This is a genomic window from Actinoplanes sp. NPDC051513 (assembly GCF_044454685.1).
GTDB lineage: Bacteria > Actinomycetota > Actinomycetes > Mycobacteriales > Micromonosporaceae > Actinoplanes.
Genome location: NZ_JBITDW010000017.1, coordinates 160,597 through 185,845, shown reverse-complemented (window position 1 = coordinate 185,845; position 25,249 = coordinate 160,597). Strand labels below are relative to the sequence as shown.

The window sequence follows — 25,249 nt, the reverse complement described above, 5'->3', positions numbered from 1 at the left end:
GCGTCGGTGATTTTCGAGATCGTGTCGTGCGACAGCTCGGTCCCGAGGGTGCGTTGCAGATGGTGGCCGATGTCGCGGATCGTCATCCCGCCCGCATACAGCGAGATGATCATCTCGTCGAGGCCGCCGGTCCGGCGGGCACCCTTGGGCACCAGCCGCGGTTCGAACGAGCCGGCCCGGTCTCGCGGCACCGCCAGAGCGACGTCGCCGACCTCGGTGGCGACGGTTTTCGCGCTGTGCCCGTTGCGGGAGTTCGGGCTGCCCCGCCCGGCCGGGTCGCCTTTCTCATAGCCCAGATGCCCGGTCAGCTCGGCCGCCAGACCCCGCTCGAGGACGGCTTTGACCAACTCGGGCAGCAGCCCGCCGTCACCGGCCAACGCGAGGCCCTCCGCGTCGACCCGGCCCATCAGCTCATCGAGCAGACCGGCCGAGATCATGTCGTTGACCGTCTGCCGCGCCGGCGATACCTCGCCCGCCGACGGCCGCGACGATCGTGGATCATCAGTCATGGTCACGTGTGTACTCCTCAACTCAGAAGTTGATCACGTACACAAACCATCTGACACGCCCGGTGGTGCACCCGGTGGGCAACCCGATCGCGCAGCCTACCCCGGCGGTGCCCGCCGCGGTCGGGCAGGTCGCGCGGCCCGCGCCCACCGAGCAGGCCGTGCCGGCCGCGGGCGAACAGGTCACGCAGCCCGCACCCACCCAGCAGGCCATGCCGGCCGCGGGCGAACAGATGGCCTCCGCCGACCAGAAACCGCACACCACCCGACCCGCGGCGTCGAGCAAATTCGACCGCCGTTCATGCCATTCTGTCAACGCTGTTCCGCGTCATTCTTCCGCAGCGGAAACACCATTCAACAGCCTTCACCGACGATGGCGAATACCGATCGCATCGGCGTGGTACGGGCCGGGCGAAATCGGCGCCGACCACAGCGGAGACTCGCGCAGCCCACCGCACCAACGTCCGGCAAATCGCGCCTGGCACACCGCACGCCCCACCCCGCACAGCCCCACCCCGCACAGCCCCACCCCGCACAGCCCCATCCCGCACGGCCCCATCCCGCACGGCCCCATCCTGGCTCGGCCATCACAACCAAGCCCGCTGAAACAGACCCCCACCCCAAGAGGTGTCCAGTGCGCTACGACGACCAGGAAATCTGGGGCGACCGGTAGAAATTGACTCCCTGCCGGTCCCAGCGTGGGCCGTAGGCGCCCAGCCGGGCGCGGAACGACTCCCAGTCGTGGGTGGATGACCAGCCGAGCTCGGCGATCGCGGCCAGCCGGGGGAACGCCATGAACTCGATGTCGTCCAGCGAGCGCAGCGTCTCCGACCACAGCGGCGCCTCGACGCCGATCACGGCCGACGCGGGGACGTCGGTGAGGCGGGCGCCGGGGTCCCAGCCGTACGCGTCCTGGACCTCGATGTAGGCCGCCCAGCTCAGGCCGAGCGGGGTGGAAGGGTCGTACTTCATGTCGAGATAGGCGAGGTTGGCGGGGGACATGACCACCTTGGTGCCGCCGGCCACGGCCGCCGCCAGCGTCGGCTCCGATGTGTCCAGGCCCCAGTACTGGGCGACCGCGTTGCTCGCGGCGGGGGATCGGGCGATCTCGTTCCATCCGTACGCGGTCTTGCCGTACTTCCCGACGAGCGGCAGCACCCGCCGCTCGAACGTCAGGTAGTCCTCGGGCGTGGTGGCGTGGGCCTCGTCGCCGCCGACGTGCAGATACGGGCCCGGTGTCATGGCGGCCAGCTCGCGGATCACGTCCTCGACGAACCGGTACGTTATCTCCTTGCCGATGCAGAGCGAGCTGTACCCGACCTCGGTGTCGGTGCGTGGGGGAGGCGCCACCCCGTCGCAGGTCAGCTGCGGATAGGCGACCTGCGCGGCGTTCACGTGCCCGGGCATGTCGATCTCGGGGACGATGGTCACGTACCGGTCGGCGGCGTAGCGCACCAAGTCCCGGTAGTCGGCCTTGGTCAGGTAGCCGCCGCCCACGCCGTCGACCCCGGTGCCGGGCGCGCCGCCGATCTCGGTCAGCCGCGGCCACGAGTCGATCTGGATGCGCCAGCCCTGGTCGTCGGCGAGGTGCAGGTGCAGGTAGTTGATTTTGAACCGGCTGATCTCGTCGATGTAGCGCTTGATCTCGGCGGGCGTGTGGAAATGCCGCGCCTCGTCGAGCATCGCGCCGCGGTAGGCGAAGCGCGGATGGTCGACGATGTCGCCGCCCGGCATCGTCCATCGCACGTGCTGTGGGCTCGCCGCGTCGATCGCCGCCGGCAGCAGCTGCCGCAGCGTCTGCACGCCGGCGTAGAGGCCGGCGTTCCCGTTGGCGCGCAGCGTCACGCCCGAGCGCCGCACGCTGAGCCGGTAGCCCTCCGCGCCCAGCTGGGTGCCGGCGCCACCGGGCGAGAGCTCGATCGCCGGCGCGCCGGCCGGGGCGTGGCCGACGATGGGCAGCCGGTAGCCGGTGGCCGGCCGCAGCGCCGACGCGAGCCGGTCGGCCACGTTGCGGGCCGAGGGCGGCGCGGCGATGACCGTGCCGGCGGTGAGCCGGAAGGCCGATCCGGAGGGCCGCACCGAGACGGGGGCGGGCAGGACGCTGCCGAGCGTCACGGCGGGCGGCGCGGCCGGCGCCGGGGCCGGAGCGGCGGGCGGCGCGGCCGACGCCGGGGCGGGAGCGGCGGTCAGCGGCAGCGCACACGCGAGCAATGCGGCGAGAGGGAGGCGCATCACCCGACGCTACATAAGACAAGGTCGATCTGTGAAGAGTGTTGTCAGATCTGGACGACCCGGCCCGCCGCCGGCGGCACGCGGCCGGCCAGCACGTCGGACCAGGCGTCGCGCAGCGCCTCCGGCCCGGTGCCGGCCTGGACGTCGAGGTGGCCCGCGACCGCCGACGCGAAGCGCCGCCACGCCTCGGCGAAGCGGCGGTCCAGCTCGTCGCGGCCCCAGTCGTGGCGGCGCTTGCGCATCTGGGTCGGCGCGAAGAACAGCTCGTCGGCGGCGTCGATGTTCGGGGTCTGGTTGGTCAGGCCGACGGCGACGTCGCGGACCAGCTGCGAGCCGAGGTGCTCGCGCAGCGACGAGCGGGTCGCGGGGGTGCCCGACAGGTCGAGATAGACCGTGGGCTCGGCGGCCAGCGAGGCGACCTCGGCGTAGGGCAGGACGTCGTCGTAGCAGCCCAATGAGCGGGTGAACGCGACGTTGGCGGGCGAGGTGAGGCCGATCAGGCGTGGGCCGCGGCCGTGCAGCTCCATGGCCGCGGCGTACGCCGTCTTGGACGACGCCGACGAGACGGCCAGGGCCGACGCGCCGAAGAAGGCGTTGTCGATCAGGTAGTCGGCAAGCATGAAGGACGTGAAGAACAGCGGCCGCAGCAGGATCAGCAGGTCCTCCTGATCGTGCCGGTAGGCCGGATCGCCGGTGGTGACGCGGTACGAGTTGTACGGCGACGGCAGGGAGGCGCGGTGCGGGCTCGCGTCGTGGAAGCCGGTCTCGTCGACCCGCTCCGGCCGCACGACGAGGTAGGCGGCGGGCGGGAGGTAGCCGTACACCCGCTGGCCTTCCATCACCCCGTGGACGGTGGACGCGACCACGTCGGCGAAGCCCCACAGCGGCGGCAGGCCCCACGAGGGGTCGAGGCCGCGCGGCCCGGGCGGGAAGAACTCCCAGTACCGCATCGCGTCGCCCAGCACCGCGTACGTGATGTTGTTGGCGGTCAGGCCGACCCGGTCGACCCGCAGCACCGCTTCGCCCTCGGCCGGCGACGGCAGCTCGCCCGAGGTCAGCGTGGTCCTGGCGAGGTCGTCGCGGGCGACGGCGAAGGTCCAGTTCGAAACGGCCATGGCCTGACGCTAGGGATTCGGGCGCGCCGAGACAAGTGCACTGAGAGTGCAAATTTCAGAACAGCGAGAGCTGACCCGGCGTGGGATCGCGACGGGCCGAGAGCCCGCCCCGGAAGACCCAGGGGCGCAGTTCCGGCGTCTGCTCGATCAGGGCCGGCGAGGGGGCGGCGCCGCCGACCAGGGACCACAATGAGGGCCCGAGATTGATACCGCGGGCCCGCAGCGCCTGACGCATCACCGTGTACATCAGTGGCAGCCGGGCCGAGGCCAGGGCCGGCAGCGGCAGGTCGGCGCGCTGGCTCATCAGCCGCCGGTTCCGCTCGACGATCCCGCGCGACGAGGGGTCGGTGAAGAACGTGGCCGCCTGCGCGCCCACCGCCGCGGTCACCAGGGCCGGATCGGCCTGCCAGGCGGCCTCGACGGTCCCGAACGACTCCAGCAGCCGGCGCGCGGTCTTCGCGCCGAAACGGCGTACCCCCGGGAGGTTGTCGGAAGGGTCGCCGCGCAATGCCGCGAAATCCTGGTACTGCGCAGGGGTGACCCCGTAGAGGGCGGGCAGGTCGTCGGCGCCGATCAGGACCGCCTCGCCGTAGCCGCCGTTGCGGACCCGCAGCACCGAGGTGGTCGCGTCGATCAGCGAGAACGCGTCGCGGTCGCTGGTCATCAGCACCGACTGCCACCCGGCGGCCCGGGCCGCGCCCGCCGCGCTCGCCAGCACGTCATCGGCCTCGTAGGCGGGCGGCACGACGGTGCAGACGCCGCATTCCTCGAGAAGCAGCGGCGCCACGGCGAGCTGGGCGACCAGCGACTCGGACTTGTCGGGGCGCTGCGCCTTGTAGAGCGGGAAATCCGACCGCCGGGCCGACGAGACCGGGCAGTCGAACCCGACGATCACCGCGTCGGGGGACAGGTGGGCCGCGGCGCGGGCCAGGTAGCCGACGAGCCCCTGCAGGGCCCACACGGGCGAGCCGTCGGGCGCCAGGAGCTCGCCGAAGGCGGCCGCATGGTAAGCGCGATGCAGAAGGCTGTTCCCGTCGAGGACCAAAAGCAGCGGCACCCGCAACAGCCTACGCGTGACCCGCCGGGACCATCACTCCCCTGATGGCCCCGGCGGGCGTCTGCGCGCACGATGTCGATGTTCACGTTCACAAGTAAGAACGTTGCCAGTCGATTACATCGGCGTTTCCACGAATGTTAACGATCACAGCGCGAGTGTCAAGACGGTGCGCCCGAGCGCGTTTCAACGGACAAATTGGACGCGGCCAGATCGAGTTGTATCGATATTCTACGGCCGTGCGGGCGCGACGCTGTCGCGCTCGATCAGCTCGGGCGCGATGGTGCGCCGCGCGCCGGCCTCGACGCCGGCCGGGCCCTGCTCGACCTGGGCCATCAGCAGCTCGAGGGTGGCCGTGGCCACCGCCGCGAAGTCGGGCCGCACGGTCGTCAGCGGCGGCGTGAAGTACGCCGCCTCGGGCACGTCGTCGAAGCCGATGATGCTGACGTCGTCGGGCACCCGGCGGCCGTGCTCGTTGAGCGCCCGCAGCAGCCCCAGCGCGATGTGGTCGTTGGCCGTGAAGACCGCGGTGACATCGGGCAGGCGCGCCAGCAGCTGGCCGTTGCGGTAGCCGGACGCCGCGCTCCAGTCCCCGGTCAGCAGGGGCGGGATCTCGAGCCCGGCCTCGGTGAGCGTCTCTTCCCAGCCGCGCACCCGGCCGGCCGCGTCGAACCAGTCGGACGGCCCGGAGATGTGCCACACCGTGCGGTGCCCGGCGTCGAGCAGCCGCCTGGTGGCCGCGCGGGCGCCCGCCACCTGGTCGACGGTCACCAGGGTGCTGGACCGCTCGGGGTCGCCGTCGATGGTCACGATCGGCACGTCGGCCGGCAGGTGCTCGAGGGCGGGGCCGGCGCTGGCCACCGGCGCGATCACCACGAGGCCGGCCACCCGCTGGTCGAGGTGACGGTCGACCGCCTCGGTGATCGAGCGCTCGTCGAGGCTGCGCACGCTGCCCACGTTGACGGCGAAGCCCTTGGCCTGGGCGGCCTCCTCGAACGCCGTCAGCATTGACGCGGGGCCGAACAGCGACGAGTTCTGCGCCACCACCCCGATCACCTGCGACGTGCCCGTGACCAGGGCACGAGCCGCCCGGTCGGGCCGATAGCCCAGCTCGGCTATGGCCGCCCGCACCTTGAGCCGGGTCTGCTCGCTCACGTTCTTGTGCTCGTTGAGCACACGCGAGACGGTTTGATGCGACACCCCCGCCAGCCGGGCGACATCCATCATGCCCGGCGGCCGTCCGCGCTTCACGCTCACCGACACCCCGCATCCGCCTGTTGCGGGCAGGATATAACCTCACCGCAGCCCGCCCGCCAGCAGCTGATACGCGGCGTTCCAGCGCAGCTCCCGGCGGATCGACGACGGCGAGCTCGCAGCATCGATCATCACCAGTTCCGTACGGGTCAGCTCGGCGAACTGCTCGACCACCGCGACGCCCAGCGAGGTGCTCAGCGCGGTGTGGTGCGGACCGCCCGCCATCAGCCAGCACTCGGCCGAGGTGGGCAGATCGGGGGCCGGCTCCCAGACCGCCGAGGCGACCGGCAGGGCCGTGAGCTCGGCGTCCGGCGGCACGACGGTGATCACGTTGCCGACCAGCCGGAAACGGTCGCCCATGTCACAAATTCCGACGACGACGCCCGGGCCCGGCGCGGCCGAGAACTTCAGGCGTACGGGGTCCTCGCGGCCCCCGATCGACAACGGATGGATCTCCAGCGAAGGCCGTTCGGCGGCGATCGACGGGCACACCTCGAGCATGTGGGCGCCGAGGATGCGCTGCGGGCCGGGCCCGAGGTGGTACGTGTAGTCCTCCATGAACGAGGTGCCCCCGGGCAGGCCGTGGGCGGCTGCCTTCAGGGTGGCGAGCATCATCGACGTCTTCCAGTCGCCCTCGCCGCCGAAACCGTACCCGTCGGCCATCAGCCGCTGCACGGCGAGCCCCGGCAGCTGCCGCAGCCCGCCCAGGTCCTCGAAGTTCGTGGTGAACGCCCCGAAACCCCCATCGCCGAGGAACCGCCGCAGCCCGGCCTCGATCTGAGCCCCGTAACGCAGCGAGTCGTGCCGGTCGCCGTCCTTGCGCAGCGACGGCGACAACTCGTAGAGGTCCGAGTACTCGGCGACGAGCTCGTCGACCTCCGCCGGCGGGACAGCGTCGACCACGGCGACGAGGTCGTTCACCCCGTACGTGTTGACGGAGACGCCGAAATGCCGCTCGGCCTCCACCTTGTCGCCCTCGGTGACCGCGACGTCGCGCATGTTGTCGCCGAAGCGGGCCAGCCGCAGCGACCGCATGGTCGCGACGGCGGCCGAGGCCCGCACCCACTCGCCGACCCGGGAAGCCGTCCGCGGCTCGGACGCGTGCCCCGCCACGGTCGTGCGCGCCACCCCGAGGCGGGTCTGCACGTACCCGAACTCGCGGTCGCCGTGCGCGGCCTGGTTGAGGTTCATGAAGTCCATGTCGATGGTCGCCCACGGCAGCTCCCGGTGCGCCTGCGTGTGCAGGTGCAGCAGCGGCTTGCGCAGCGCCTCGAGCCCGCTGATCCACATCTTGGCGGGGGAGAACGTGTGCATCCAGGCGATCACCCCGACGCAGCGGTCGTCGGCGTTGGCGGCGATCATGACGGCGCGGATGCCGGCCGCGTCGGTGAGCACGGGCCGCCACACGATCGGGACCGGGATGTCCGGCGAGCCGTCGAGCTGCGCGACCACCTGCTGCGACTGCGCCGCGACCTGGGCGAGCGTGTCCTCGCCGTAGAGGCCCTGGCTGCCGGTGAGGAACCAGATCTCGCGGCCTTCGAAAGGATTCATGCTCAGCCTCGCTCAGAGATATTGCCGTAGTAGGCGTCCGGACCGTGCTTGCGTCGGTAGTGCCGGCGGATCAGGTGCTCGGGCGGGGTCGCGGCGGGGTTGAGGGCGAGCGTGTGGAGGGCGATCTCGGCGACCGCCTCGCAGACGATCGCCGTCTCGAGCGACTCGGTGGCGGTCGCGCCCCACGTGAACGGCCCGTGCCCGGCGGCGAGCACGGCCGGCACCGACACGCAGTCGCCGTCGAGCGCGTCGAGGATGGCCAGGCCGGTGTTGCGCTCGTAGTCGGTCTCGCACTCGGCCGCGGTCAGGTCGCGGGCGCAGGGGATGGGCCCGTCGAAGTTGTCGGCGTGCGTGGTGCCGAGGACCGGGATGTCCCGCCCGGCCTGCGCGAACGCGACGGCGTGGGTGGAGTGCGTGTGGGTGATCCCGCCGATCGCCGGGAACGCCTGGTAGAGCAGGCGGTGGGTCTCGCTGTCGACGGACGGCTTGAGCGTCCCGCCGACGACCCGGCCGGTCTCGATCTCGACGGTGACCAGGCTCTCCTCGGTGAGCTCGTGGTACGGCACGCCGGACGGCTTGATCACGTAGACGCCGGCGCCGCGGTCGATCCCGGACACGTTTCCCCAGGTGAGGGTCGCGAGCCCGGCCGCCGGGATGCGCTTGTTGGCCTCGAGGACCTCGCGCAGCAGATCCCTCATGCCAGGGCCTCCCGGCCCCATGCCTGACGGCGCAACTTGCGCAGTCGCCGCATGACGTCGTTGCCGTGCCGCCCGAAGTGGTCCACGAGCGTGCGGTATTCGGCGTACAGCGCGTCGTAGCGGTCGGCGTCGGCGTCGTCCGGCAGCCAGGCGTCGCGGATCGCGCGGCCCATCGCCGCGGCCGCCGCCCGGATGTCGGGATACGCCCCCGCCGCCACCGCCGCGTGCAGGGCCGAGCCGAGCGCGGGCCCCTGGTCGGAGTCGAGCACGTTGATCGGCATCCGGACGACGTCCGCGTAGATCTGCATGATCAGCGGGTTCTTCTGCAGGCCGCCGGTGACGATCAGCTCGGTGACCGGCACGCCCGCGTCGCGGAACGTCTCGATGATCAGCCGGGTGCCGTACGCGGTGGCCTCGACCAGCGCGCGATAGATGTCCTCGGCTCGCGTCGCGAGGGTCTGGCCGAGGATCACGCCGGAGAGCTCGTGGTCGACCAGTGGGGAGCGGTTCCCGGAGTGCCAATCGAGGGCCATGAGCCCGTGCCCGCCCACGGGCTGTCGCGCGGCGAGCTCGCTGAGCCGCCGGTGCTTCTCGTCGGTGCTGCCGCCGTAGGAGTCCGGCACGCCGTTCTCGACGAACCAGCCGAAGATGTCGCCGACGCCGGACTGGCCCGCCTCGTAGCCCCACAGGCCCGGGACGATGCCGCCCTCGACGACCCCGCACATGCCGGGGACCTCGCGGAGCACGTCGGAGCTCATCACGTGGCAGGTCGAGGTCCCCATGATCATCATGAGCTGACCGGGGTTCACCGCCTGCGCCGGCGGGGCCGAGACGTGCGCGTCGACGTTCCCCACCGCCACCACGACGCCCGTATGCAGGCCGGTCCACGCGGCGGCCTCGGCGGTCAGAGTCCCGGCGGCTTGTCCGAGCTGCCCGATCGGCACGTCAAGTTTCGACTCGGCAAAATCGGAAAAATCCGGATTCAGGCCCCCGAGGTAGTCGGCTGACGGGTAATGGCCGTCGACGAACTGGCCCTTGTAGCCGGCGGTGCAAGCATTACGGACATAAACCCCGGACAGGCGCCAGACGATCCAGTCGGCCGCCTCCACCCAGTAGCGGGTGGCCGCCCACACCTGCGGATCGTCCTCCAGGACCTGCAGCGCCTTTGCCAGCTCCCACTCCGAGCTGATCATGCCCCCGAAGCGGCGTAGCCACGGCTCGCCCCGCTTGGCCGCCAGCTCGGTGATGCGGTCGGCCTGTGGCTGCGCCGCGTGGTGCTTCCAGAGCTTCACGTACGCGTGGGGATTGTCCTTGAACTGCTCGAGATCGCAGAGCGGGGTGCCGTCCTCGAGCGTCGGCAGGACGGTGCAGGCGGTGAAGTCGGTCGCCAGCCCGATGACGTCGCGCGGATCCACGCCGGCGTTCCCGACGGCCGCCGGAACGGCGTTCTTCAGAACCTCCAGGTAGTCGGAGGGCACCTGCAAGGCCCAGTCCGGCGGCAACGGCCGGTCGTTCAAAGTCCGGTCGACGACGCCGTTCGCGTACGTGTGAACGGCGGAACCCATCTCGGCGCCGTCACCGACCCGCACGACCACGGCCCGCCCGCTCAGCGTTCCGAAGTCGACGCCTACGACGAAGCTCATGCGCGGTTCTCCTTGATGGCCGGCGGCGCGACGGTCGCGCGGGGGATGAGGACCGGTTCGACCAGCGCCGACTCGGCCGAGTTCGTGCCGGTCGCCAGCTGGTCGAGCAGCAGCCGTACCGCCTGCCGGCCCACCTCGGCGAACTCCTGCCGCACGGTGGACAGGCCGGGATTGAAGTAGCCGGCCTCGGGCACGTCGTCGAAGCCGACCAGGCTCACGTCGTCCGGGATGCGGCGGCCCTGCTCGGCCATGGCGCGCATGATCCCCAGCGCCACGTGATCGTTGGCCGCGAAGATCGCCGTGCAGTCGGGGATCCGCGCGAGCATCCGCCCGCACTGGTAGCCGGACGCCGCCGACCAGCCCGCCCGGGCCATCGGCGGCGCGACCGCCCCCACCTCGGCGAGGGCCGCCCGCCAGCCCTCCTCGCGGGCGCGGCTGCCGTGCCACGGCTCGGGACCGGCCACGTGCCACACCGTCTTGTGGCCGGCCTCGAGCAGGTGGCGGGTGGCGAGCAGACCGCCGGTGTACTGGTCGACCGACACGTTCGCGCACTGCCACTCGGGCAGCCCGTCCACGGTCACGATCGGCACGCCGTCCGGGACCAGCCGCATCGCCTCCTCGGCCGCGTCGACCGGGGCGATGAAGACCAGGCCGGCCGCGCCCTGCTGGACGAGCCGCTCCACGATCCGGCGGGACGCGGCGGTGGCGTCGTACCCCGCCACGTGCCCGACGGTCAGCGACAGGTCGGCGCCGAGCGCCGCCTCGCCGATGGCCTGCACCATGCTGGACGGTCCGTACAGCGTGGTGTTCTGGGCCACCACGCCGATCACGTTGGACCGGCCGGTCGCCAGCACCCGGGCCGACAGGTTGCGCCGGTAGCCGAGCTCGGCGATCGCGGCCAGCACCCGGGTGCGGGTGGTGGCCGACACGTGCGGGTGCCCGTTGAGCACCCTCGAGACGGTCTGGTGCGAGACGCCGGCGCGGGCCGCGACATCGGACATCACGGGCCCGCGGTGCGGCGGGGGGAGTGCGATCATATGTCGCTCGTGCCGGCCCGGCGGCTCAGCACCGCCTGGAGGATGACGACCACCAGCAGGAACGCGCCGGAGACGACCTGCTGCACGTACGAGTTGAGGTTGGCGCCCTGCACGATCAGGTTCTGGATCACGAAGAGCAGCAGCACGCCGGCCAGGGTGCCGACCATCGAGCCGACGCCGCCGGAGAGCAGCGTCCCGCCGATCACCACGGCCGCGATCGCGGAAAGCTCGTAGGCGTCACCGATGCGCGCCTCCTGGCCGCCGCCGGAAAGCGCCGTGGTGAGGACGCCGGAGAGGCCGGCACACAGGCCGCTCACGACGTAGACGATGGTCTGCGTGCGCTTGACGGGCAACCCCATCAGCTCGGCAGCGCTCTGATTGCCGCCCACTGCCTGAACGGACTGTCCAAATGGGGTCCTATTGAGCGCCCACCAGCCGACGAGGAAGACCGCCAGCATGATCCAGACCGGGGTGCCGACGGTCGCGAGGGAGCCGGTGCCGAAGGTCTCGAAGACCCGGAACTCCTCGATCCGCGGATGGTCGTTGCCCTCGTGGGTGATGTAGAAGACCAGCCCGCGGACACCGGTGAGGCCGGCCAGCGTGACGATGAACGCGGGCAGCCGCCACCGCGCGATGATCAGCCCCTGGACCAGTCCGACCAGCCCGGCCGCGACCATTGCGTAGGTGACCGCGATGAACGAGCCGCGCGGGGCGTACATGGCGCTGATGATCACCGCGAGGGCGTAGGTCGAGCCGACCGAGAGGTCGATGCCGCCGCTGATGATCACGAAGGTCATGCCGGCCGCAATGATCCCGATGAAGCTCGCCGCGAGGGCGACATTGCGCAGGTTGTCGGGTTTGCCGAAGCTCGGCACCAGCAGCGTTCCGAGCAGGACCACGATCACGAGTACGGCCACCGCGCCGTTGCGCGAGATCAGCGAGGTCAGGGCGCGGGCCCGGGCGCGGGCGGCTTCCCGGCCACCGTGGTCGGCGGCGACCGCCACCGGGGCGTGCTTGGTCGCTTTTGTCGTCGCGGGCGTCACCTGGAACTCCTTGCCGGGCGCTGGATGTAGACGGCGGCGATGATGATCAGCGCCTCGACCATGCGGGCCACCGAGTCGGGGGCGTTGTGCGAGACCAGCGTGGTTTCGAGGAGCTGGATGAGGATCGCGCCGGTGACCGTGCCGAGGATCCGCACCCGGCCGCCGGTCAGCGACGTGCCGCCGACAACGACCGCGGTGATCGCGGAGAGCTCCATCAGCAGGCCGATGTAGGACGGGTCGCTGGCCCGCAGCCGGGCGGTCGCGATCACGCCGGCCACCGCGGCGAGCGTGCCCGAGATCGTGTACACCAGGATCAGGGTGCGGCGCACCGGGAGGCCGGCGAGCAGGCTTGCGCGCCGGTTGCCGCCGATGGCGAGCAGCCGGTAGCCGAAGGCCGTGCGTCGCACGAGGAACGACACCGCCACCGCGAGCAGGGCGGCGACGATCATCACGTACGGGACGCCGAGGAACTTGCCGAGCCGGACCTCCTTGAAGAAGGGGACGAACAGCTCGACCAGCGCCCCGCCGGTGATCACCAGGGCGATGCCGCGGCCGGCCACCAGCACGCCCAGCGTGGCGACGATCGGCTGCACCCGGGCGAACGCGACGACCATGCCGTTGAAGACGCCGACCAGCAGGCCGGCCACGACCGCGCCGGCCATCGCGACGCCGATCGGCGTGCCGCCGACGACGAGCTTGGCGAGGACCGCGCTGGCGATCGCCATGGTGGCGCCGACCGACAGGTCCACGCCACCGGTGCCGATCACCAGCGCCATCCCCAGCGACACGATGATCACCGGCGGCACCTGCGAGAACAGCAACTGCACGGTGTCCACGGTGAGGAAGTTGGGGGTGGCGATCGCGTTGTAGAGGATCAGCAGCGCGAGGGCGATGTAGACGCCGTGCTCGCGGGCCCACGTCGTCGCCGCCGTGCGGTCTTTGAAGGTGGCGGCCAGGGTCGTCATTGGGCGGCCTCGATCTGCTCGGACGCGGCGTCCGCAATCAGGTCCATGATCTTGTCCTCGGTGATGTCGTCGCCCACGAGGCGGCCGAGCTGGGCGCCGTCGCGCAGCACCACGACCGAGTCCGAGCCCTCCACCACCTCTTCGAGCTCGCTGGAGATGAGCACCACGGCCATCCCCTTCTCGGCCAGCTCGGCGATCAGGGCCTGCACCTCGGCCTTCGCGCCGACGTCGATGCCCCGGGTCGGCTCGTCCAGCAGCAGGACCCGCGGGTTCAGGCAGAGCAGCCGGGCCAGCAGGACCTTCTGCTGGTTGCCGCCGGACAGCTCGGAGACTCTTTGTTGCGGGCCGGCTGCCTTGATCCGCAGGCGGGTCATGAACGTCTTGACGATGTCGTCGATCCGCTTGCGGGAGACCAGGCCGCCCTTGGTGAGCTGGGGGAGCGCGGCCAGTCCGATGTTGTCCCGGATGGACATGTCCGGGATGAGGCCCTCGGCCTTGCGGTCCTCGGGGAGCATCGCCACCCGCTCCCGGATCCGGGAGGCCGGCGTCTGGTGGGTCAGCGCCTTGCCGCCCACCTCGACGTCGCCCGAGTCCAGCGGCAGCGCGCCGAAGATCGCCTTGGCGGTCTCGCTGCGGCCCGAGCCGAGCAGGCCGGCCAGGCCGACCACCTCGCCCGGCCGCACCACGACCGAGACGTCCTCGAGGATCAGCCGCCGGTTCATGTGCTCGGCCCTGAGGATCGGCTCCTCGTCGGCTATCTCGCGTTTCTGCAGCTTCGTCCGGCCGCTCTCGTCCAGCTCGGCCGCGTCGCGGCCGAGCATCCGGGCGATCAGCTGCCGCCGGGTGAGCTCCTTGGTGGGGCCGGTGGAGACCAGCTTGCCGTCGCGCAGGACGGTGACGGTGTCGCAGGCCCGGAAGACCTCGTCCAATTTGTGCGAGACGTAGACGATGGCCACGTCGCGCTTCTTCAGGTCACTGACCAGTTCGAGCAGCAGGTCGACCTCGCGCGGCTCCAGCGAGCTGGTCGGCTCGTCCATGATCACGACGCTCGCGTCGGACTCGACCGCGCGCGCGATCGCGACCATCTGCTGGATGCCCAGGCCGAGCTCGCCGAGCGGGCGCTTCACGTCCGCGACGATCCCGTACCGCTTGAGCGCCTCCGCCGACTCCCGGGTCATCCGCCGCAGGTCCAGCGACCCGAAACGGGTCGGCTCGCGGCCGAGGAAGAAGTTTCGGGCGACGCTGAGCTGCGGCGCGAGATGCACCTCCTGGTAGATGGTGGCGATCCCGGCCCGTTGTGCGCTGCGGGGCGACGCGAAGGCCACGTCATCGCCCCGCAGCCGTACCGTTCCGCTGTCCAGCTGATACACGCCGGTGATCAGCTTGATCAGCGTCGACTTCCCAGCACCGTTCTCGCCGACCAGCGCGTGCACCGAGCCCGCGTGCAGCTCGATCGAGACGTCCTCGAGCGCACGCACACCGGCGAAACGTTTGCTTGCCGACGTGACTGCCAACACCGGCGTGGTCATCAGTAGGCCTTGCCCGAGCTGAGGGCCTCAGCGGCGTTGGACTTGTCGTACTGGTTGTCGGTGGTGATGGTGACCGCCGGGGCGCCGTCGCCGTTCACGTACGCCTCGAGCGCGGCCTGCGCGGCCGGGCCGAATGCCGGGTTGGACTCGATCACGGCGTCGAAGTTGCCGTCGACGATGGCCTGAACGGCGCCCTTGGTGCCGTCGATCGAGACGATGTGCACCTTGTCGATGCCGGACTTGCCGGCGTCGTCGAGCGCTGCGAGGGCGCCCAGGCCCATCTCGTCGTTCTCGGCGTAGATCGCGTTGACGTCCGGGTGGGCCCGCAGCAGCGTCTCGGTGACGCTCTTGCCCTTCTCCCGGGTGAAGTCGCCGGTCTGCTGGAAGATGACCTCGATGCCGGTGGCGTTCTTGGCCTTGAGCTGGTCGAGGAAGCCGGCCGTGCGGTCGTCGGTGACGTTGACGCCGGAGGCGCCGAGCAGGATGGCCAGCTTGGCCTTGCCGCCGGTCGCCGTGATCATCGCGTCGGCCGCGCGCCGGCCCTGCTCGACGAAGTCCGAGCCCAGCTGCGGGCCGACGTCCTTGCAGCCCTGCACCCCGGTGATGTTGCGGTCGACCGGGATCATCGCGACCTTCTTGGTCTTGGCGTACGCGATCGCGTCACCCAGACCGGTCGAGTTGATCGGCGAGAAGATGATCGCCTTCGCGCCCTTGTCGATCATGCCCTTGATGTCGCTGTTCTCCTGCTGAACGTTGGACTGCGCGTTCGTGGTGAGCAGCTTCCAGCCCTTGGCCTTCGCGGCCTCGATCTGCGACTTGGTCGAGGCGATGCGGAAGGGGTTGGCCTCCTTCTCCGACTGGGCCCAGCCGATCGTGTCGGCCTTGAAGTCGATCTTGGCGATGCCCAGGTCGGCGCCCTTGCACAGCGGCCCGTACTGGGCCGAGACGCCCTCCGGCTTCGCGGCGGTGAGAAGCTCGGTGCCGCCGGCCGCGGTGATGGCCGCGGGGACACCGCCGGCGTTGGCCGATCCCAGCGCGGTGGCGACCGGCGCCGCCGAGCTGTCGTCGCTGGTCGAGCCGCTGTTGGAACCGGTGCTGCAGGCGGTGAGAAGTGCCGCGGTCGCGACCACGGAGGTCGCGACGATGATCCTGCGACGTGCCTTCATGCAAATCGTCCTTTGCGCTGGGTGAGAGAAGAACCCGGGGGAGCGGGTGGGACCGCCGCCTGGTTGCGCTGTTGGCGGGCGAAATTGTGAACGCAAACATCTCTGCCGTACGCACGCGCTGTCAAGGTCCAGCTACAGCGACGTTACTTGTTCGTGACATTGGGCCGCTGAGCGCTTGACGTGGAAAAACCGCCGCTTGACAGGGTTTCCAGAGGTGGTGGAGGGTGTCCACGGTGTATCCAGCAGGTTTCAGATCAACTGATCTTGTTGATCGTTGTTGGCCGGGCGTTGTTAACGATCTCAGAAAGGCGACTAATCGTCCGTCATCACTACATTGCCGCCTGGCGCCCTCCCGCCGAGGTGGCCTTCCGTCGTGCCCGGCATCGCGCCACCCCGGCACCCGCGCAGGAGCTCACCAAAGCCGCCGCCCCTCGGCTCGCCGCGCAGGCCTCGCCGCCCAGCCTCACGCTCTTGATGAATCGCGGCATCGGCAGGTAGCCGCGTGCCTGCCAGAAGCGCAGCCCGTCGGTGTTGTCGGGCATCACCAGCAGGTTGATCCGCGGGCAGCCGAGCGCCGCGAGCCGGCCCTCGAGTTCGTTCACCAGGGCCGACGCGATCCCGGCGCGGCGGGGTGCACCGCCAACCGGAGGATCCAGCCGCGGCGGCCGTCGGAGGCGGCCCATCACGACGCCGGCTGCTTCGCCGTCCGCCGCAGCGACCAGGAACAGCTCGGGGTCGCGGGTCAGTTTCGCGGCGAGCTCGGCGCGGGGCACGATCTCGCGGCCGGCCGCCCACCACAGCGCGATCACGGCGTCGTGGTCGGCCCAGTCGAAGGAACGAATGTGCACGGCCACAAGCTACCCACGCTTGGTGTGACAGTGACATTACGGGAGGCCAGGCCCGTCGACAATCGGGTGAGCGGCCGACGGCATGGACCGTTGCGAATGGCTATCGTCGCACCGGTTGTTCGCGGACCGATGGGGGAATTTGTGGTGCGAGTAGCGATTCAGATTGCGCCCGAGCGGGCCGGCTACGCCGCGATCCGGCGGGCGGCGAGCGCGGCCGAAGCGCTCGGGGTCGACGCCATTTTCAACTGGGACCATTTCTTTCCGCTCGGGAAGGACCGTTCGGGCCAGCATTTCGAATGCTGGACGACGCTGGGCGCCTGGGCCGAGTCGACCGGGCGGGCCGAGATCGGGGCACTGGTCAGCTGCGTGGCCTATCGCAATCCGGATCTGCTGGCCGACATGGCCCGCACCGTCGACCACATCAGCGGCGGGCGGCTGATTCTCGGGATCGGGGCGGGATTCCGGGACTGGGAAGCGGCGGAGTACGGCTACGAGTTCGGGTCGCCCGCTCAACGCGTACGGGAAATGGGCGAAGCCCTGCGACGGATCGAGAGTCGCCTCGCCCGGCTGAACCCACCGCCCACCCGGCGGATCCCGATTCTGGTGGCGGCGGACGGGCCGCGGGCGCTGCGGCTGGCGGCGCGGCACGCGCAGATCTGGCACACCTTCGCCGACGGCGAGGCGCTGAGCCGCAAGTCCGGTCAGCTCGACGATTTCTGCCGTGAGCTGGGACGCGACCCGGGCGAGATCGAGCGCTCGTCCTTTGTGGAGGGCGATCCCGAGGTGGTGGGGGCGGAGCTGCTGCGGCGCGGCGTCGGCATGTTCACGGTGATCGCCCGCGGGCCCGACTACGACCTCGGCGGGCTGCGCCGCTGGCTGGCGTGGCGGGACGACTACTCGTAGAGGATCCGCGCCAGCTCGGTCCGCGACCGCACGCCGAGCCGGGCGAAGACGTTGCGCAGGTGGTGGTCGACCGTGCGCGGGCTCAGCTGCAACTGCTGGGCCACCTCGCGGTTGGTCGCGCCGCCGGCGACCAGCCCGGCGATCCGCTCCTGCTGCGCGGTCAGCGGCGGCCCCGAGGTCACCGGCACCGGGGCCGATGCCCGCTCGCCGGCGGCCCGCAGCTCCCGGGCGGCCTGCGCGGCCCACGGATCGGCGTCGAGCCGGTGGAAGGTCTCCACGGCCTGCCGCAGGTGCGTGCGGGCCTCCAGGTGACGGCGCCGGCGGCGCAGGTGGCGGCCGTAGAGCAGTTCGGTGTGGGCCCGCGCGAACCCCGCGTCGTGCCGGCGCAACGCTTCGCGGAAGTGGTCGTCGGCCGCCACGCCGTCGGCCCGCAGGGCGCGGCAGCGGGCCCGGATCGCGAGCCAGGGCGCCTCACCGGTGCGGCCCGCCCAGCAGTCGAACATCGCGATCGCCGGGTCGAGCGTCCAGGCCGCTCCGGCGGCCTCCACGAGGTGGGGGATCACGGCCACCCGCAGGACGGCCGAGCCCCGCCCGGGCGGCGCGGCCACGATCGCGGCCAGCCGCTCGGCGGCCGACGAGGGGCGGCCCTCGACCAGGTCGAGCAGGGCGTAGGCCCAGCCGGTGAGGTCGCGGGCCTCGGTGTGGCGGGCCGTGGCCTCCCGGCAGCGGCGCTCGCCGGTGGGCCGGTCGCCGACCAGCCCGGCCAGGACGCCGAGCAGCGCGAGCAGGGAGTCGGCCAGGTCGAGCCGGCCGGATCGCCGGGCCGCGGCCGCGCCGTCGAGCGCCGCGGTGGTGGCGGCGTCGTAGCGGCCGCCCGCCAGTTCGGCGTAGGCGACGACCTCCAGGGCGGCGGGGACCAGGGCGTGCGCGCCGGCGGCGAAGGCCAGCGAGGCGGCACGGGCCGCGAGGGACGCGCCGCGACGGTCCTGGCCGACCATGATGCCGGCCATCGCGGCGGCCACCAGCAGTGCCGGATCGTCGACGCGCGGCGCCAGCGCCAGGACCGCCCGGAAGTGCTCGAAGGACTCGTCGTGCTGCCCCCTCAGCAGCGCCGCGAGCCCCAGCACCTGCCGGTGGGCCAAGGCCGGCCCCGGCGAAGGGTCGACGATCTCGAGGCGGGACACGAGCGCGGCGTAGCGGCCCGGATCGCCGGCCCGGCAGCACGCCTCCCCGGCCAGCAGCAGCGCCGACAGCGCGCCGGGCGTGTCGACCGGGATCAACTCGGCGGCCACGTCGAGGAGGGCGTCACGGGCGGGGAGCGGGTCGCTGCGCAGGCCGATCTCGGCGATCAGGCCGCGCGCCCGGGGATGCGCCGAGACGCGCTGCACCAGGGGCACGACCTCGTCGGGGCGGCCCGCCAGCCAGAACGACCGGGCGGCCGAGAGGAGCGGCTCGGCCGGGTCGTCGGCGAGCGCCGCCGCGTACCGGAAAGCAACCGCCGCCTGCGCGGGCGCGGCACCGGCCGCCGCCGCGCCGAGATCGCGGGAAAGCGCTTGATCCGGGCCGGCCGTCGCCGCGGCCCGGTGGATCAGGGCGGGGAGGCCGTCGAGGGCCCGGGCGAGCGTTCCGTGGGCCTCGCGGCGGGCGCTCGACGGAGCGTCTTGATAGATCACCTCGCGCAGCACGGGCGGGACGAAACGGACGTCACCGGAAGGCGAGATCGTCACCAGGCCGGCCGCCTCGGCGGGCTCGAGGCCGGTGGACGCGGGCAGCGCACGGTCGTCGATGGACAGCCGGAGCAGCGACGAGCGGGTCGCCGGGGGCAGCGCCGCGAGCGCCGCCCGAAGTCGCTGGCCGAGGACGCTGTCCGGCGGCAGACCCGGCGGAAGCGGCGCGAGACCTCGTCGCTGCGGCAGGGAGAGCGCGCGGGCCGAGGCGGTCAGCGCGGACGGGTTGCCGCCCGAGCGCCGGATGAGCCCCGCGGCAACGAAGTCGGCGATGTCGGGCGAGACCCGCAGCAGCAGCGTCTGGGCGGCGTGATCGTCGAGCGGCCCCAGCGGCAGCACGGGCAGCCCGCCGGCGAACCCGGGCGCGGATCCTGGCAGTGCCGCGGCGATCAGCCCCACCGGAAAGCCGGCGACCCGCCGCGCGAACCGCTTGATCAGCTGCCACGACGACGGATCGAGCAGGTCGGCGTCGTCCACGACGTACAGCGCCGCCTCCCGCGCGAGCAGCCGCTGCACACGGATCTCGTCCGCGTACCCCGGCACCCACACCGCCGGGAACGCCCGCGCCGCCGCCCATCGCAGCAGGCTGGACCGCCCCGACCCCGGTTCCCCGGTCACCACCAGAGCGCCGCCGTCGCGCAGCAGCCTCGCGATCGCGGCGGTTGCCTCGTCGCGTCCCGCCAACTCAGGTTCTTGCACTGCCGGTGCATCAACCATGGGCCGATCTTTGCGGTCCGCCCCGACCGGACGGAAGGGACTTTTCAGGACCTGCGATTTCCACCGTGTTAACGGCCCGCGAACGAAGGCCGGTGATTTCGCCGATGCGTACCCGCCGTGTTCCCGCAAACACTGACGGCCATCCATCCCCCATCCCCCGGGAGTGTCCAGGTGACAACCAGAACCAGAAGGTTCCTGGCCGCGGTCGCCGCGGCCGTGGTCCTGACCGCCGCGCCCACCACCGCGGCGTACGCCGCCGACAACCCCTACCAGCGTGGCCCCGACCCGACCCTCTCCGCCCTCGACGCCGTCCGCGGCCCGTACGCCGTCTCCACGACCTCGGTCTCGTCGCTGGTCACCGGCTTCGGCGGCGGCACCATCTACTACCCGACGACCACCGGCGACGGCACGTTCGGCGCGGTCGCCATCTCGCCCGGCTTCACCGCCACCTGGTCGAGCATCTCGTGGCTGGGCCCGCGTATCGCCTCGCACGGCTTCGTGGTGATCGGCATCGAGACCAACTCCCTGTACGACCAGCCCGGCCAGCGCGGCGACCAGCTCCTGGCCGCGCTGAACTACCTGACCACCCAGAGCTCCGTCCGCACCCGCGTCGATTCGTCCCGCCTCGCGGTGGCCGGCCACTCCATGGGCGGCGGCGGCAGCCTCGAAGCCGCCAGCGACCGCCCGTCGCTGCAGGCCGCGGTCCCGCTTGCCCCGTGGAACACGGACAAGAGCTGGTCCGAACTGCGCGTACCCACCCTGATCATCGGCGGCGAGTCCGACACCATCGCGCCGGTCGCCTCGCATTCCATTCCGTTCTACACGTCGATTCCGTCAGCCTCGGAAAAGGCGTACATGGAGCTGAACAACGCGAGCCACTTCTTCCCGCAGTCGGTCAACACCCTGACCGGCCGGCTGTCGGTGGCCTGGCTCAAGCGCTTCGTCGACAACGACACGCGTTACGACCAGTTCATCTGCCCCGGCCCCTCCGGCCTGGACGTCTCCGACTACCGCAACACCTGCCCGCTCTCCTGATTCTGGGATGGTCGCGCCCGGCGGTTCCGCACGCCGGGCGCGGCGTCAGGCCCAGGGCCAGGCGTCCGGATCACCCAGCCCGATCTCCTCCAGCACCGGCGCCACCCCTCCGGAACGTGCCCCACGCCGAAACCGGCCACGATCATCCCATCGACCCGCCCCGCCAGATCCGCCAGCAGCCCGCCGTCGTCGCCCAGCGTCGCCGGGTAGACCGCCACCCGCGGTAACCGCTCCGGCAGACGATCAGCATGGGGTCAGTCTCGCACCGGGGTGGCGATGGGCGGCTCTGGTTGATCTACTCGCCCTGAGTCCGGGCGGGAGGAGTGTTCGTGTTCAATCATGAGCCGGAGGGCTACATCTGCCCGATGTGCCGGCTGGTGGCCGGCGGCGAGGACGAGCACCGCATCAACACTCAGCGCGACATCGTGAAGCGCAGCCCCCTCGCCACCGCGTACATCCCGCCCAAGTGGTGGCCCAACAACCACGGCCACGTGCTGGTCGTGCCCAACGCCCACCACGAGAGCCTCTACGACCTGCCGAGCGCCGACGGGCACGCCGTGCACGACCTGGTGCGGGAGGTGGCGATCGCGATCCGCCAGACGTACGGCTGCGACGGCACGTCGGTGCGCCAGCACAACGAGCCCGCCGGCAACCAGGAGGTCTGGCACTACCACGTGCACGTCTACCCCCGCTACGACGGCGACGACCTCTACCGGAGCCTGCCCTGCCCCGAGTACGTCCCGGCCGAGCAGCGGTGGCCGTACGCGGACCGGCTGCGGGCGCATCTGAACCGCTAACCTGGGCGGATGCCGTCGCCCGAGCACTACGCCGCGTTCGTCCTCGCCTCCTTCGTGCTGATCGTCATCCCGGGGCCCAGCGTGCTGTTCGCCGTGAGCCGCGCCCTGGCGTACGGGCGGGCGGTGGCGCTCAAGACCGTGGTGGGCGGGGCGCTGGGCAGCCTGACCGCGGCCGGCGCCGTCGCGCTCGGGGTGGGCGCGATCGTGCAGACGTCCGCGGTGGTCTACACCGTCATCAAGTTCGCCGGGGCGGCGTACCTGATCTTCCTGGGTGTTCAGGCGATCCGGCGCCGGCGGGGGCTGCGGGCGGCGTTCGCGGCGCAGGCCGGGGCGCTCACCAGCGGGCGTACGGTCATGCAGGGATTTCTGGTCGGGGTGACCAATCCGAAGACCGTGGTGTTCTTCGCGGCGATCCTCCCGCAGTTCGTCGATCGGCAGGCCGGTCACGCCAACGTCCAGATGCTGGTCCTCGGGGCCACGTTCGCGGCGATCGCGCTGGTCATGGACTCGGTGTGGGGGATGGCGGCCGGCACCGTGCGGGCCTGGTTCGCCCGCTCGGCGCGGCGGCTCGATCTGGTCGGCGGCGCGGCCGGCCTGACGATGGTCGGGCTCGGCGTCGGTCTCGCGGTGAGCGGCCGCAAAGACTGATCCCTGCTTCGCGGGGAACAGGCACAGGTCGAACGGGTGCCCGGCCGGGTCGGCGAGGGTGTGCCAGTGCTCGTTCTCGCGCAGCGCCTCGACACGCTGGTGGCCGAGGCGCAGCTGGCCGTCGCGCTGAACTCCGCGATCTTCCAGGAGCTTGGCGCGGTCTACCCCGGCGACGCCGTCACGGCTGCCTGAAAGGGCAAATCGGGCGCTCGCGAGGGCAGAGTTGGGTTCGGGCTTCCCGGCGGACGGTGCCGGGAAGCCCGGGTCTCAGATCTTCTCCACCTCGACCGGCGTGATCAGGACGCGGTCGCGGCCGGTCTCGCGGATCGCGCCGGTGAGCGTCACCGTGCCGCGGCACGGCAGCTCCCCGGCCGACGAGCCGACCATGATCTCGAGCTCGCCGGGCTCGACGATGCGGCGCAGGTCGCGGCCCGTGAACGCGGTGCGGTCGGTGTGCACCAGGAACCGGACGTCCTTGGCCTCGCCCGGCGCGAGCGGCACCCGGGCGAACCCGGTGAGCTGCTTGACCGGGCGGGTCACCTGGGCGACCACGTCGCGCAGGTAGAGCTGGACGACCTCGTCGCCGGCCCGCCCGCCGGTGTTTCGCACCCGCACGGTCACCGTGAACTCGCCGTCGGTCGGCACCGTACCGTCGCTGATCCGCAGGTCGTCGACCTCGAACGTGGTGTAGGACCGGCCGTGGCCGAACGGGAACAGCGGGGTGGGGTCGAGGTTGCTGACGCCGCTGTTCTCGGCGCCGAGCACCGGCTGCAGGTAGGTGCCGGGCTGGCCGCCCGGGGTGCGCGGGATCTGCACCGGCAGCTTCGCGCCGGGCTGGACCCGGCCGCTGAGCAGGCCGGCGATCGCGCCGCCGCCCTCCTCGCCCGGCATGAACGCCTGGACCAGCGCGGCGGCCCGGCCGGCGAACTCGCCCAGCGCGTACGGCCGGCCGGAGACCACCACGACCACTACCGGGGTGCCGGTCGCGAGCAGTTCCTCGAGCAGTTCGCCCTGCAGGCCCGGCAGGCGCAGCTCGTCGGCGTCGCAGCCCTCGCCGGAGGTGCCGTGGCCGAACAAACCGGCCAGGTCGCCGACCATGGCCACGCAGACGTCGGCGTCCTTCGCGGCCGCCACCGCGGACGCGAAGCCCGACCGGTCGTCGCCGATGACCGCGCATCCCTGCTCGTGGACCACGTCGGCCCCGGGGAGCTCGGCTCGCAACGCGTCGACGGCGGTGGGCACCTCGATGCCCAGCCCGTGCTCGGGGTGGCGGGGCAGGACGTGGTTGGGGAAGGCGTAGCAGCCCATGAACGTACGCGGATTGGCGGCGCACGGCCCCACGACCGCCACCTTCCGCAGCGCCGGGTCGAGCGGCAGCGCGGACCCGGCGTCCAGCAGGATCACCGACTTCTCGGCCATCTCGCGGGCCAGTGCCCGGTTGGCCGGGGAGTCCAGGTCGACCTCGCCGGCGCCGGCCACCGAGCCCTCGGGCGTCCAGCCCGGGTCGAGCAGGCCCAGCTCCACCTTCTGGGTGAGGTGGCGGCGGGCGGCCCGGTCGATCAGCTCCTCGGGCGCCTTGCCGATCAGGCCCTCGCCGAAGCCCAGCGTGTCGGGCAGCTCGACGTCGATGCCGGCGGCGAGGGCCTGCACGCCCGCGTCGTCCATGCCGGCGGCGATGCGGTGCATGGTGGCCAGGAACGGCACGGCCCAGTAGTCGCTGACCACGGTGCCGGTGAAGCCCCACTGCTCGCGCAGGACCTCGGTGAGCAGCCACGGGTCGGCGCCGGCCGGCACGCCGTCGACATCCGAGTACGAGTTCATCACCGAGCCGACCCCGGCCTCGCGCACGGCGGTCTCGAAGGTCGGGAGGATGACGTCCATCAGCTCGCGGCGGCCCATCGACACCGGGCCGTGATTGCGGGCGCCCCGGGACGCCGAGTAGCCCGCGAAGTGCTTGAGGGTGGCGATCACGCCGGCGCTCTGCAGACCGCGCACGTAGCCGGCGCCGAGCAGGGCGACCAGGTACGGATCTTCGCCGATGGTCTCCTCGACCCGGCCCCAGCGGTAGTCGCGCACCACGTCGAGCACGGGGGACAGGCCCTGGTGGATGCCGAGCGCGGCCATGTCGCGGCCGATCGCGGCGGCCATCCGCTCGACGAGCTCGGGGTCGAAGGTGGCGCCCCAGGCGATCGCGGCCGGGTAGACGGTGGCGCCGAACGACGTGAACCCGGTCAGGCACTCCTCGTGCACGATCGCGGGCACGCCCAGGCGCGAGCCGGCGAGGACGACCCGCTGCTGGCGGATCACCTCGGCGGCGCCCTCGGCCGCGGTCAGCGGCACGCTGCCGTACACCCGGGTGAGTTGGCCGAGGCCGTTGCGGCTCGCCTCGGCGAGCGGAATCGTCCCCGATGCGGCGAAGACGTCCTGCATTGGGGCGACGTTCAGGGTTTCCTCAGGCAACGCCTCGGAATCGGAGCTTGACTCAATTGTGCCCGAATCCTGCATATCGTTGCCCACCCATCGGCTGCCGAGTTGGGCTACTTTCTCCTCGACGGTCATCGCGGCCAGCAGAAGCTCGACACGCTCCGCCACGGTCAGCGACAGGTTGTGCCACGGCTGGGCGGGATCTTCTGCGGTCACGATGTAACTCCTCAAGAAGTTCCGAAACTTTCAGTACTTTTACAGCATGAATTATCGGTAGGACACGGCTTGACCGAGGGGGTCACGCCCGGGTCCACTCTCGCGCTGGGAGCGCGACCAGAGCAAGACCCTTGACATGAT

21 protein-coding genes are annotated in these 25,249 nt (G+C 71.6%); 5 read left to right on the top strand and 16 right to left on the bottom strand.

Annotated features, from left to right (window positions below; genetic code table 11):
* The 14 genes from ACIA5D_RS37390 to ACIA5D_RS37325 all read right to left on the bottom strand — a co-directional run.
* The coding region (locus ACIA5D_RS37390) for a transposase (protein WP_396035200.1) at positions 1-509 on the bottom strand (509 nt) is incomplete at its 3' end.
* A gap of 636 nt (positions 510-1,145) precedes the next feature.
* Entirely contained in the window at positions 1,146-2,738 is a 1,593-nt protein-coding gene (locus ACIA5D_RS37385) for a beta-N-acetylhexosaminidase (RefSeq protein ID WP_396035191.1), read from the bottom strand.
* A gap of 44 nt (positions 2,739-2,782) precedes the next feature.
* Positions 2,783-3,853, bottom strand: coding sequence for a DUF2855 family protein (locus tag ACIA5D_RS37380; RefSeq protein ID WP_396035190.1), 1,071 nt, complete (start codon positions 3,851-3,853; stop codon positions 2,783-2,785).
* Between the two features lie 55 nt (positions 3,854-3,908).
* Complete coding sequence (locus ACIA5D_RS37375) at positions 3,909-4,910, bottom strand: 5'-3' exonuclease H3TH domain-containing protein (RefSeq protein WP_396035189.1); 1,002 nt, start codon at positions 4,908-4,910, stop codon at positions 3,909-3,911.
* Between the two features lie 228 nt (positions 4,911-5,138).
* The gene (locus ACIA5D_RS37370; protein ID WP_396035199.1) at positions 5,139-6,134 is read right to left on the bottom strand and encodes a LacI family DNA-binding transcriptional regulator; all 996 of its coding nucleotides are present in this window, start codon (positions 6,132-6,134) and stop codon (positions 5,139-5,141) included.
* A gap of 69 nt (positions 6,135-6,203) precedes the next feature.
* A complete protein-coding gene (gene araA, locus ACIA5D_RS37365) occupies positions 6,204-7,712 on the bottom strand; it encodes an L-arabinose isomerase (protein ID WP_396035188.1) in 1,509 nt (502 codons plus the stop codon).
* A gap of 2 nt (positions 7,713-7,714) precedes the next feature.
* Positions 7,715-8,410 carry an L-ribulose-5-phosphate 4-epimerase AraD gene (araD, locus tag ACIA5D_RS37360; RefSeq protein WP_396035187.1) on the bottom strand — a complete coding sequence of 232 codons (696 nt, stop codon included), beginning with the start codon at positions 8,408-8,410 and terminating at the stop codon, positions 7,715-7,717.
* Complete coding sequence (araB, locus tag ACIA5D_RS37355) at positions 8,407-10,053, bottom strand: ribulokinase (protein WP_396035186.1); 1,647 nt, start codon at positions 10,051-10,053, stop codon at positions 8,407-8,409. Before araB ends, araD begins: the two co-directional genes overlap by 4 nt.
* Positions 10,050-11,054, bottom strand: a complete 1,005-nt coding sequence (locus tag ACIA5D_RS37350) for a LacI family DNA-binding transcriptional regulator (protein WP_396035198.1) — start codon at positions 11,052-11,054, stop codon at positions 10,050-10,052. Before ACIA5D_RS37350 ends, araB begins: the two co-directional genes overlap by 4 nt.
* A gap of 32 nt (positions 11,055-11,086) precedes the next feature.
* Positions 11,087-12,133, bottom strand: coding sequence for an ABC transporter permease (locus ACIA5D_RS37345; protein ID WP_396035185.1), 1,047 nt, complete (start codon positions 12,131-12,133; stop codon positions 11,087-11,089).
* Positions 12,130-13,098 (bottom strand): ABC transporter permease, encoded by a 969-nt coding sequence (locus ACIA5D_RS37340; RefSeq protein WP_396035184.1) that lies wholly within the window; start codon positions 13,096-13,098, stop codon positions 12,130-12,132. The genes ACIA5D_RS37345 and ACIA5D_RS37340 overlap by 4 nt, the downstream gene beginning before the upstream one ends.
* Positions 13,095-14,627: a sugar ABC transporter ATP-binding protein gene (locus ACIA5D_RS37335; protein ID WP_396035183.1), complete on the bottom strand. Its 1,533-nt coding sequence runs from the start codon at positions 14,625-14,627 to the stop codon at positions 13,095-13,097. The genes ACIA5D_RS37340 and ACIA5D_RS37335 overlap by 4 nt, the downstream gene beginning before the upstream one ends.
* A complete protein-coding gene (locus ACIA5D_RS37330; protein ID WP_396035182.1) occupies positions 14,627-15,793 on the bottom strand; it encodes a substrate-binding domain-containing protein in 1,167 nt (388 codons plus the stop codon). Before ACIA5D_RS37330 ends, ACIA5D_RS37335 begins: the two co-directional genes overlap by 1 nt.
* Positions 15,794-16,122: 329 nt before the next feature.
* Complete coding sequence (locus ACIA5D_RS37325; protein WP_396035181.1) at positions 16,123-16,641, bottom strand: GNAT family N-acetyltransferase; 519 nt, start codon at positions 16,639-16,641, stop codon at positions 16,123-16,125.
* A gap of 144 nt (positions 16,642-16,785) precedes the next feature.
* Here ACIA5D_RS37325 and ACIA5D_RS37320 point away from each other — a divergent pair, with 144 nt between their 5' ends.
* A complete protein-coding gene (locus ACIA5D_RS37320) occupies positions 16,786-17,544 on the top strand; it encodes an LLM class F420-dependent oxidoreductase (protein ID WP_396035180.1) in 759 nt (252 codons plus the stop codon).
* Here the strand turns inward: ACIA5D_RS37320 and ACIA5D_RS37315 are convergent.
* Positions 17,535-19,955, bottom strand: a complete 2,421-nt coding sequence (locus tag ACIA5D_RS37315; protein ID WP_396035179.1) for a LuxR C-terminal-related transcriptional regulator — start codon at positions 19,953-19,955, stop codon at positions 17,535-17,537. The genes ACIA5D_RS37320 and ACIA5D_RS37315 overlap by 10 nt on opposite strands.
* Positions 19,956-20,159: 204 nt before the next feature.
* On the opposite strand from ACIA5D_RS37315, the gene ACIA5D_RS37310 reads away from it, so the two are divergent.
* The 4 genes from ACIA5D_RS37310 to ACIA5D_RS37295 all read left to right on the top strand — a co-directional run bounded on the left by ACIA5D_RS37310 (position 20,160) and on the right by ACIA5D_RS37295 (position 22,660).
* Positions 20,160-21,023, top strand: coding sequence for an alpha/beta hydrolase family protein (locus ACIA5D_RS37310; RefSeq protein ID WP_396035178.1), 864 nt, complete (start codon positions 20,160-20,162; stop codon positions 21,021-21,023).
* A 329-nt stretch (positions 21,024-21,352) separates the two neighbouring features.
* Positions 21,353-21,820, top strand: a complete 468-nt coding sequence (locus ACIA5D_RS37305) for an HIT family protein (RefSeq protein ID WP_396035177.1) — start codon at positions 21,353-21,355, stop codon at positions 21,818-21,820.
* 9 nt (positions 21,821-21,829) lie between these two features.
* Positions 21,830-22,468 carry a LysE family translocator gene (locus ACIA5D_RS37300; RefSeq protein ID WP_396035176.1) on the top strand — a complete coding sequence of 213 codons (639 nt, stop codon included), beginning with the start codon at positions 21,830-21,832 and terminating at the stop codon, positions 22,466-22,468.
* A 66-nt stretch (positions 22,469-22,534) separates the two neighbouring features.
* Positions 22,535-22,660 (top strand): hypothetical protein, encoded by a 126-nt coding sequence (locus ACIA5D_RS37295; RefSeq protein ID WP_396035175.1) that lies wholly within the window; start codon positions 22,535-22,537, stop codon positions 22,658-22,660.
* A 75-nt stretch (positions 22,661-22,735) separates the two neighbouring features.
* Here ACIA5D_RS37295 and ACIA5D_RS37290 read toward each other — a convergent pair whose 3' ends face one another.
* A complete protein-coding gene (locus tag ACIA5D_RS37290) occupies positions 22,736-25,027 on the bottom strand; it encodes a beta-glucosidase (RefSeq protein ID WP_396035197.1) in 2,292 nt (763 codons plus the stop codon).
* Positions 25,028-25,249 lie beyond the last annotated feature (222 nt).

Bases quoted from the DNA above. Each gene is read 5' to 3' on its own strand.
- ACIA5D_RS37370 (WP_396035199.1), bottom strand. From the start codon at position 6,134: ATGATGGATGTCGCCCGGCTGGCGGGGGTGTCGCATCAAACCGTCTCG.
- ACIA5D_RS37300 (WP_396035176.1), top strand. From the start codon at position 21,830: ATGCCGTCGCCCGAGCACTACGCCGCGTTCGTCCTCGCCTCCTTCGTG.
- ACIA5D_RS37380 (WP_396035190.1), bottom strand. From the start codon at position 3,853: ATGGCCGTTTCGAACTGGACCTTCGCCGTCGCCCGCGACGACCTCGCC.
- ACIA5D_RS37335 (WP_396035183.1), bottom strand. From the start codon at position 14,627: ATGACCACGCCGGTGTTGGCAGTCACGTCGGCAAGCAAACGTTTCGCC.
- araA (WP_396035188.1), bottom strand. From the start codon at position 7,712: ATGAATCCTTTCGAAGGCCGCGAGATCTGGTTCCTCACCGGCAGCCAG.
- araB (WP_396035186.1), bottom strand. From the start codon at position 10,053: ATGAGCTTCGTCGTAGGCGTCGACTTCGGAACGCTGAGCGGGCGGGCC.
- ACIA5D_RS37330 (WP_396035182.1), bottom strand. From the start codon at position 15,793: ATGAAGGCACGTCGCAGGATCATCGTCGCGACCTCCGTGGTCGCGACC.
- araD (WP_396035187.1), bottom strand. From the start codon at position 8,410: ATGAGGGATCTGCTGCGCGAGGTCCTCGAGGCCAACAAGCGCATCCCG.
- ACIA5D_RS37290 (WP_396035197.1), bottom strand. From the start codon at position 25,027: ATGACCGTCGAGGAGAAAGTAGCCCAACTCGGCAGCCGATGGGTGGGC.
- ACIA5D_RS37385 (WP_396035191.1), bottom strand. From the start codon at position 2,738: ATGCGCCTCCCTCTCGCCGCATTGCTCGCGTGTGCGCTGCCGCTGACC.
- ACIA5D_RS37340 (WP_396035184.1), bottom strand. From the start codon at position 13,098: ATGACGACCCTGGCCGCCACCTTCAAAGACCGCACGGCGGCGACGACG.
- ACIA5D_RS37350 (WP_396035198.1), bottom strand. From the start codon at position 11,054: ATGTCCGATGTCGCGGCCCGCGCCGGCGTCTCGCACCAGACCGTCTCG.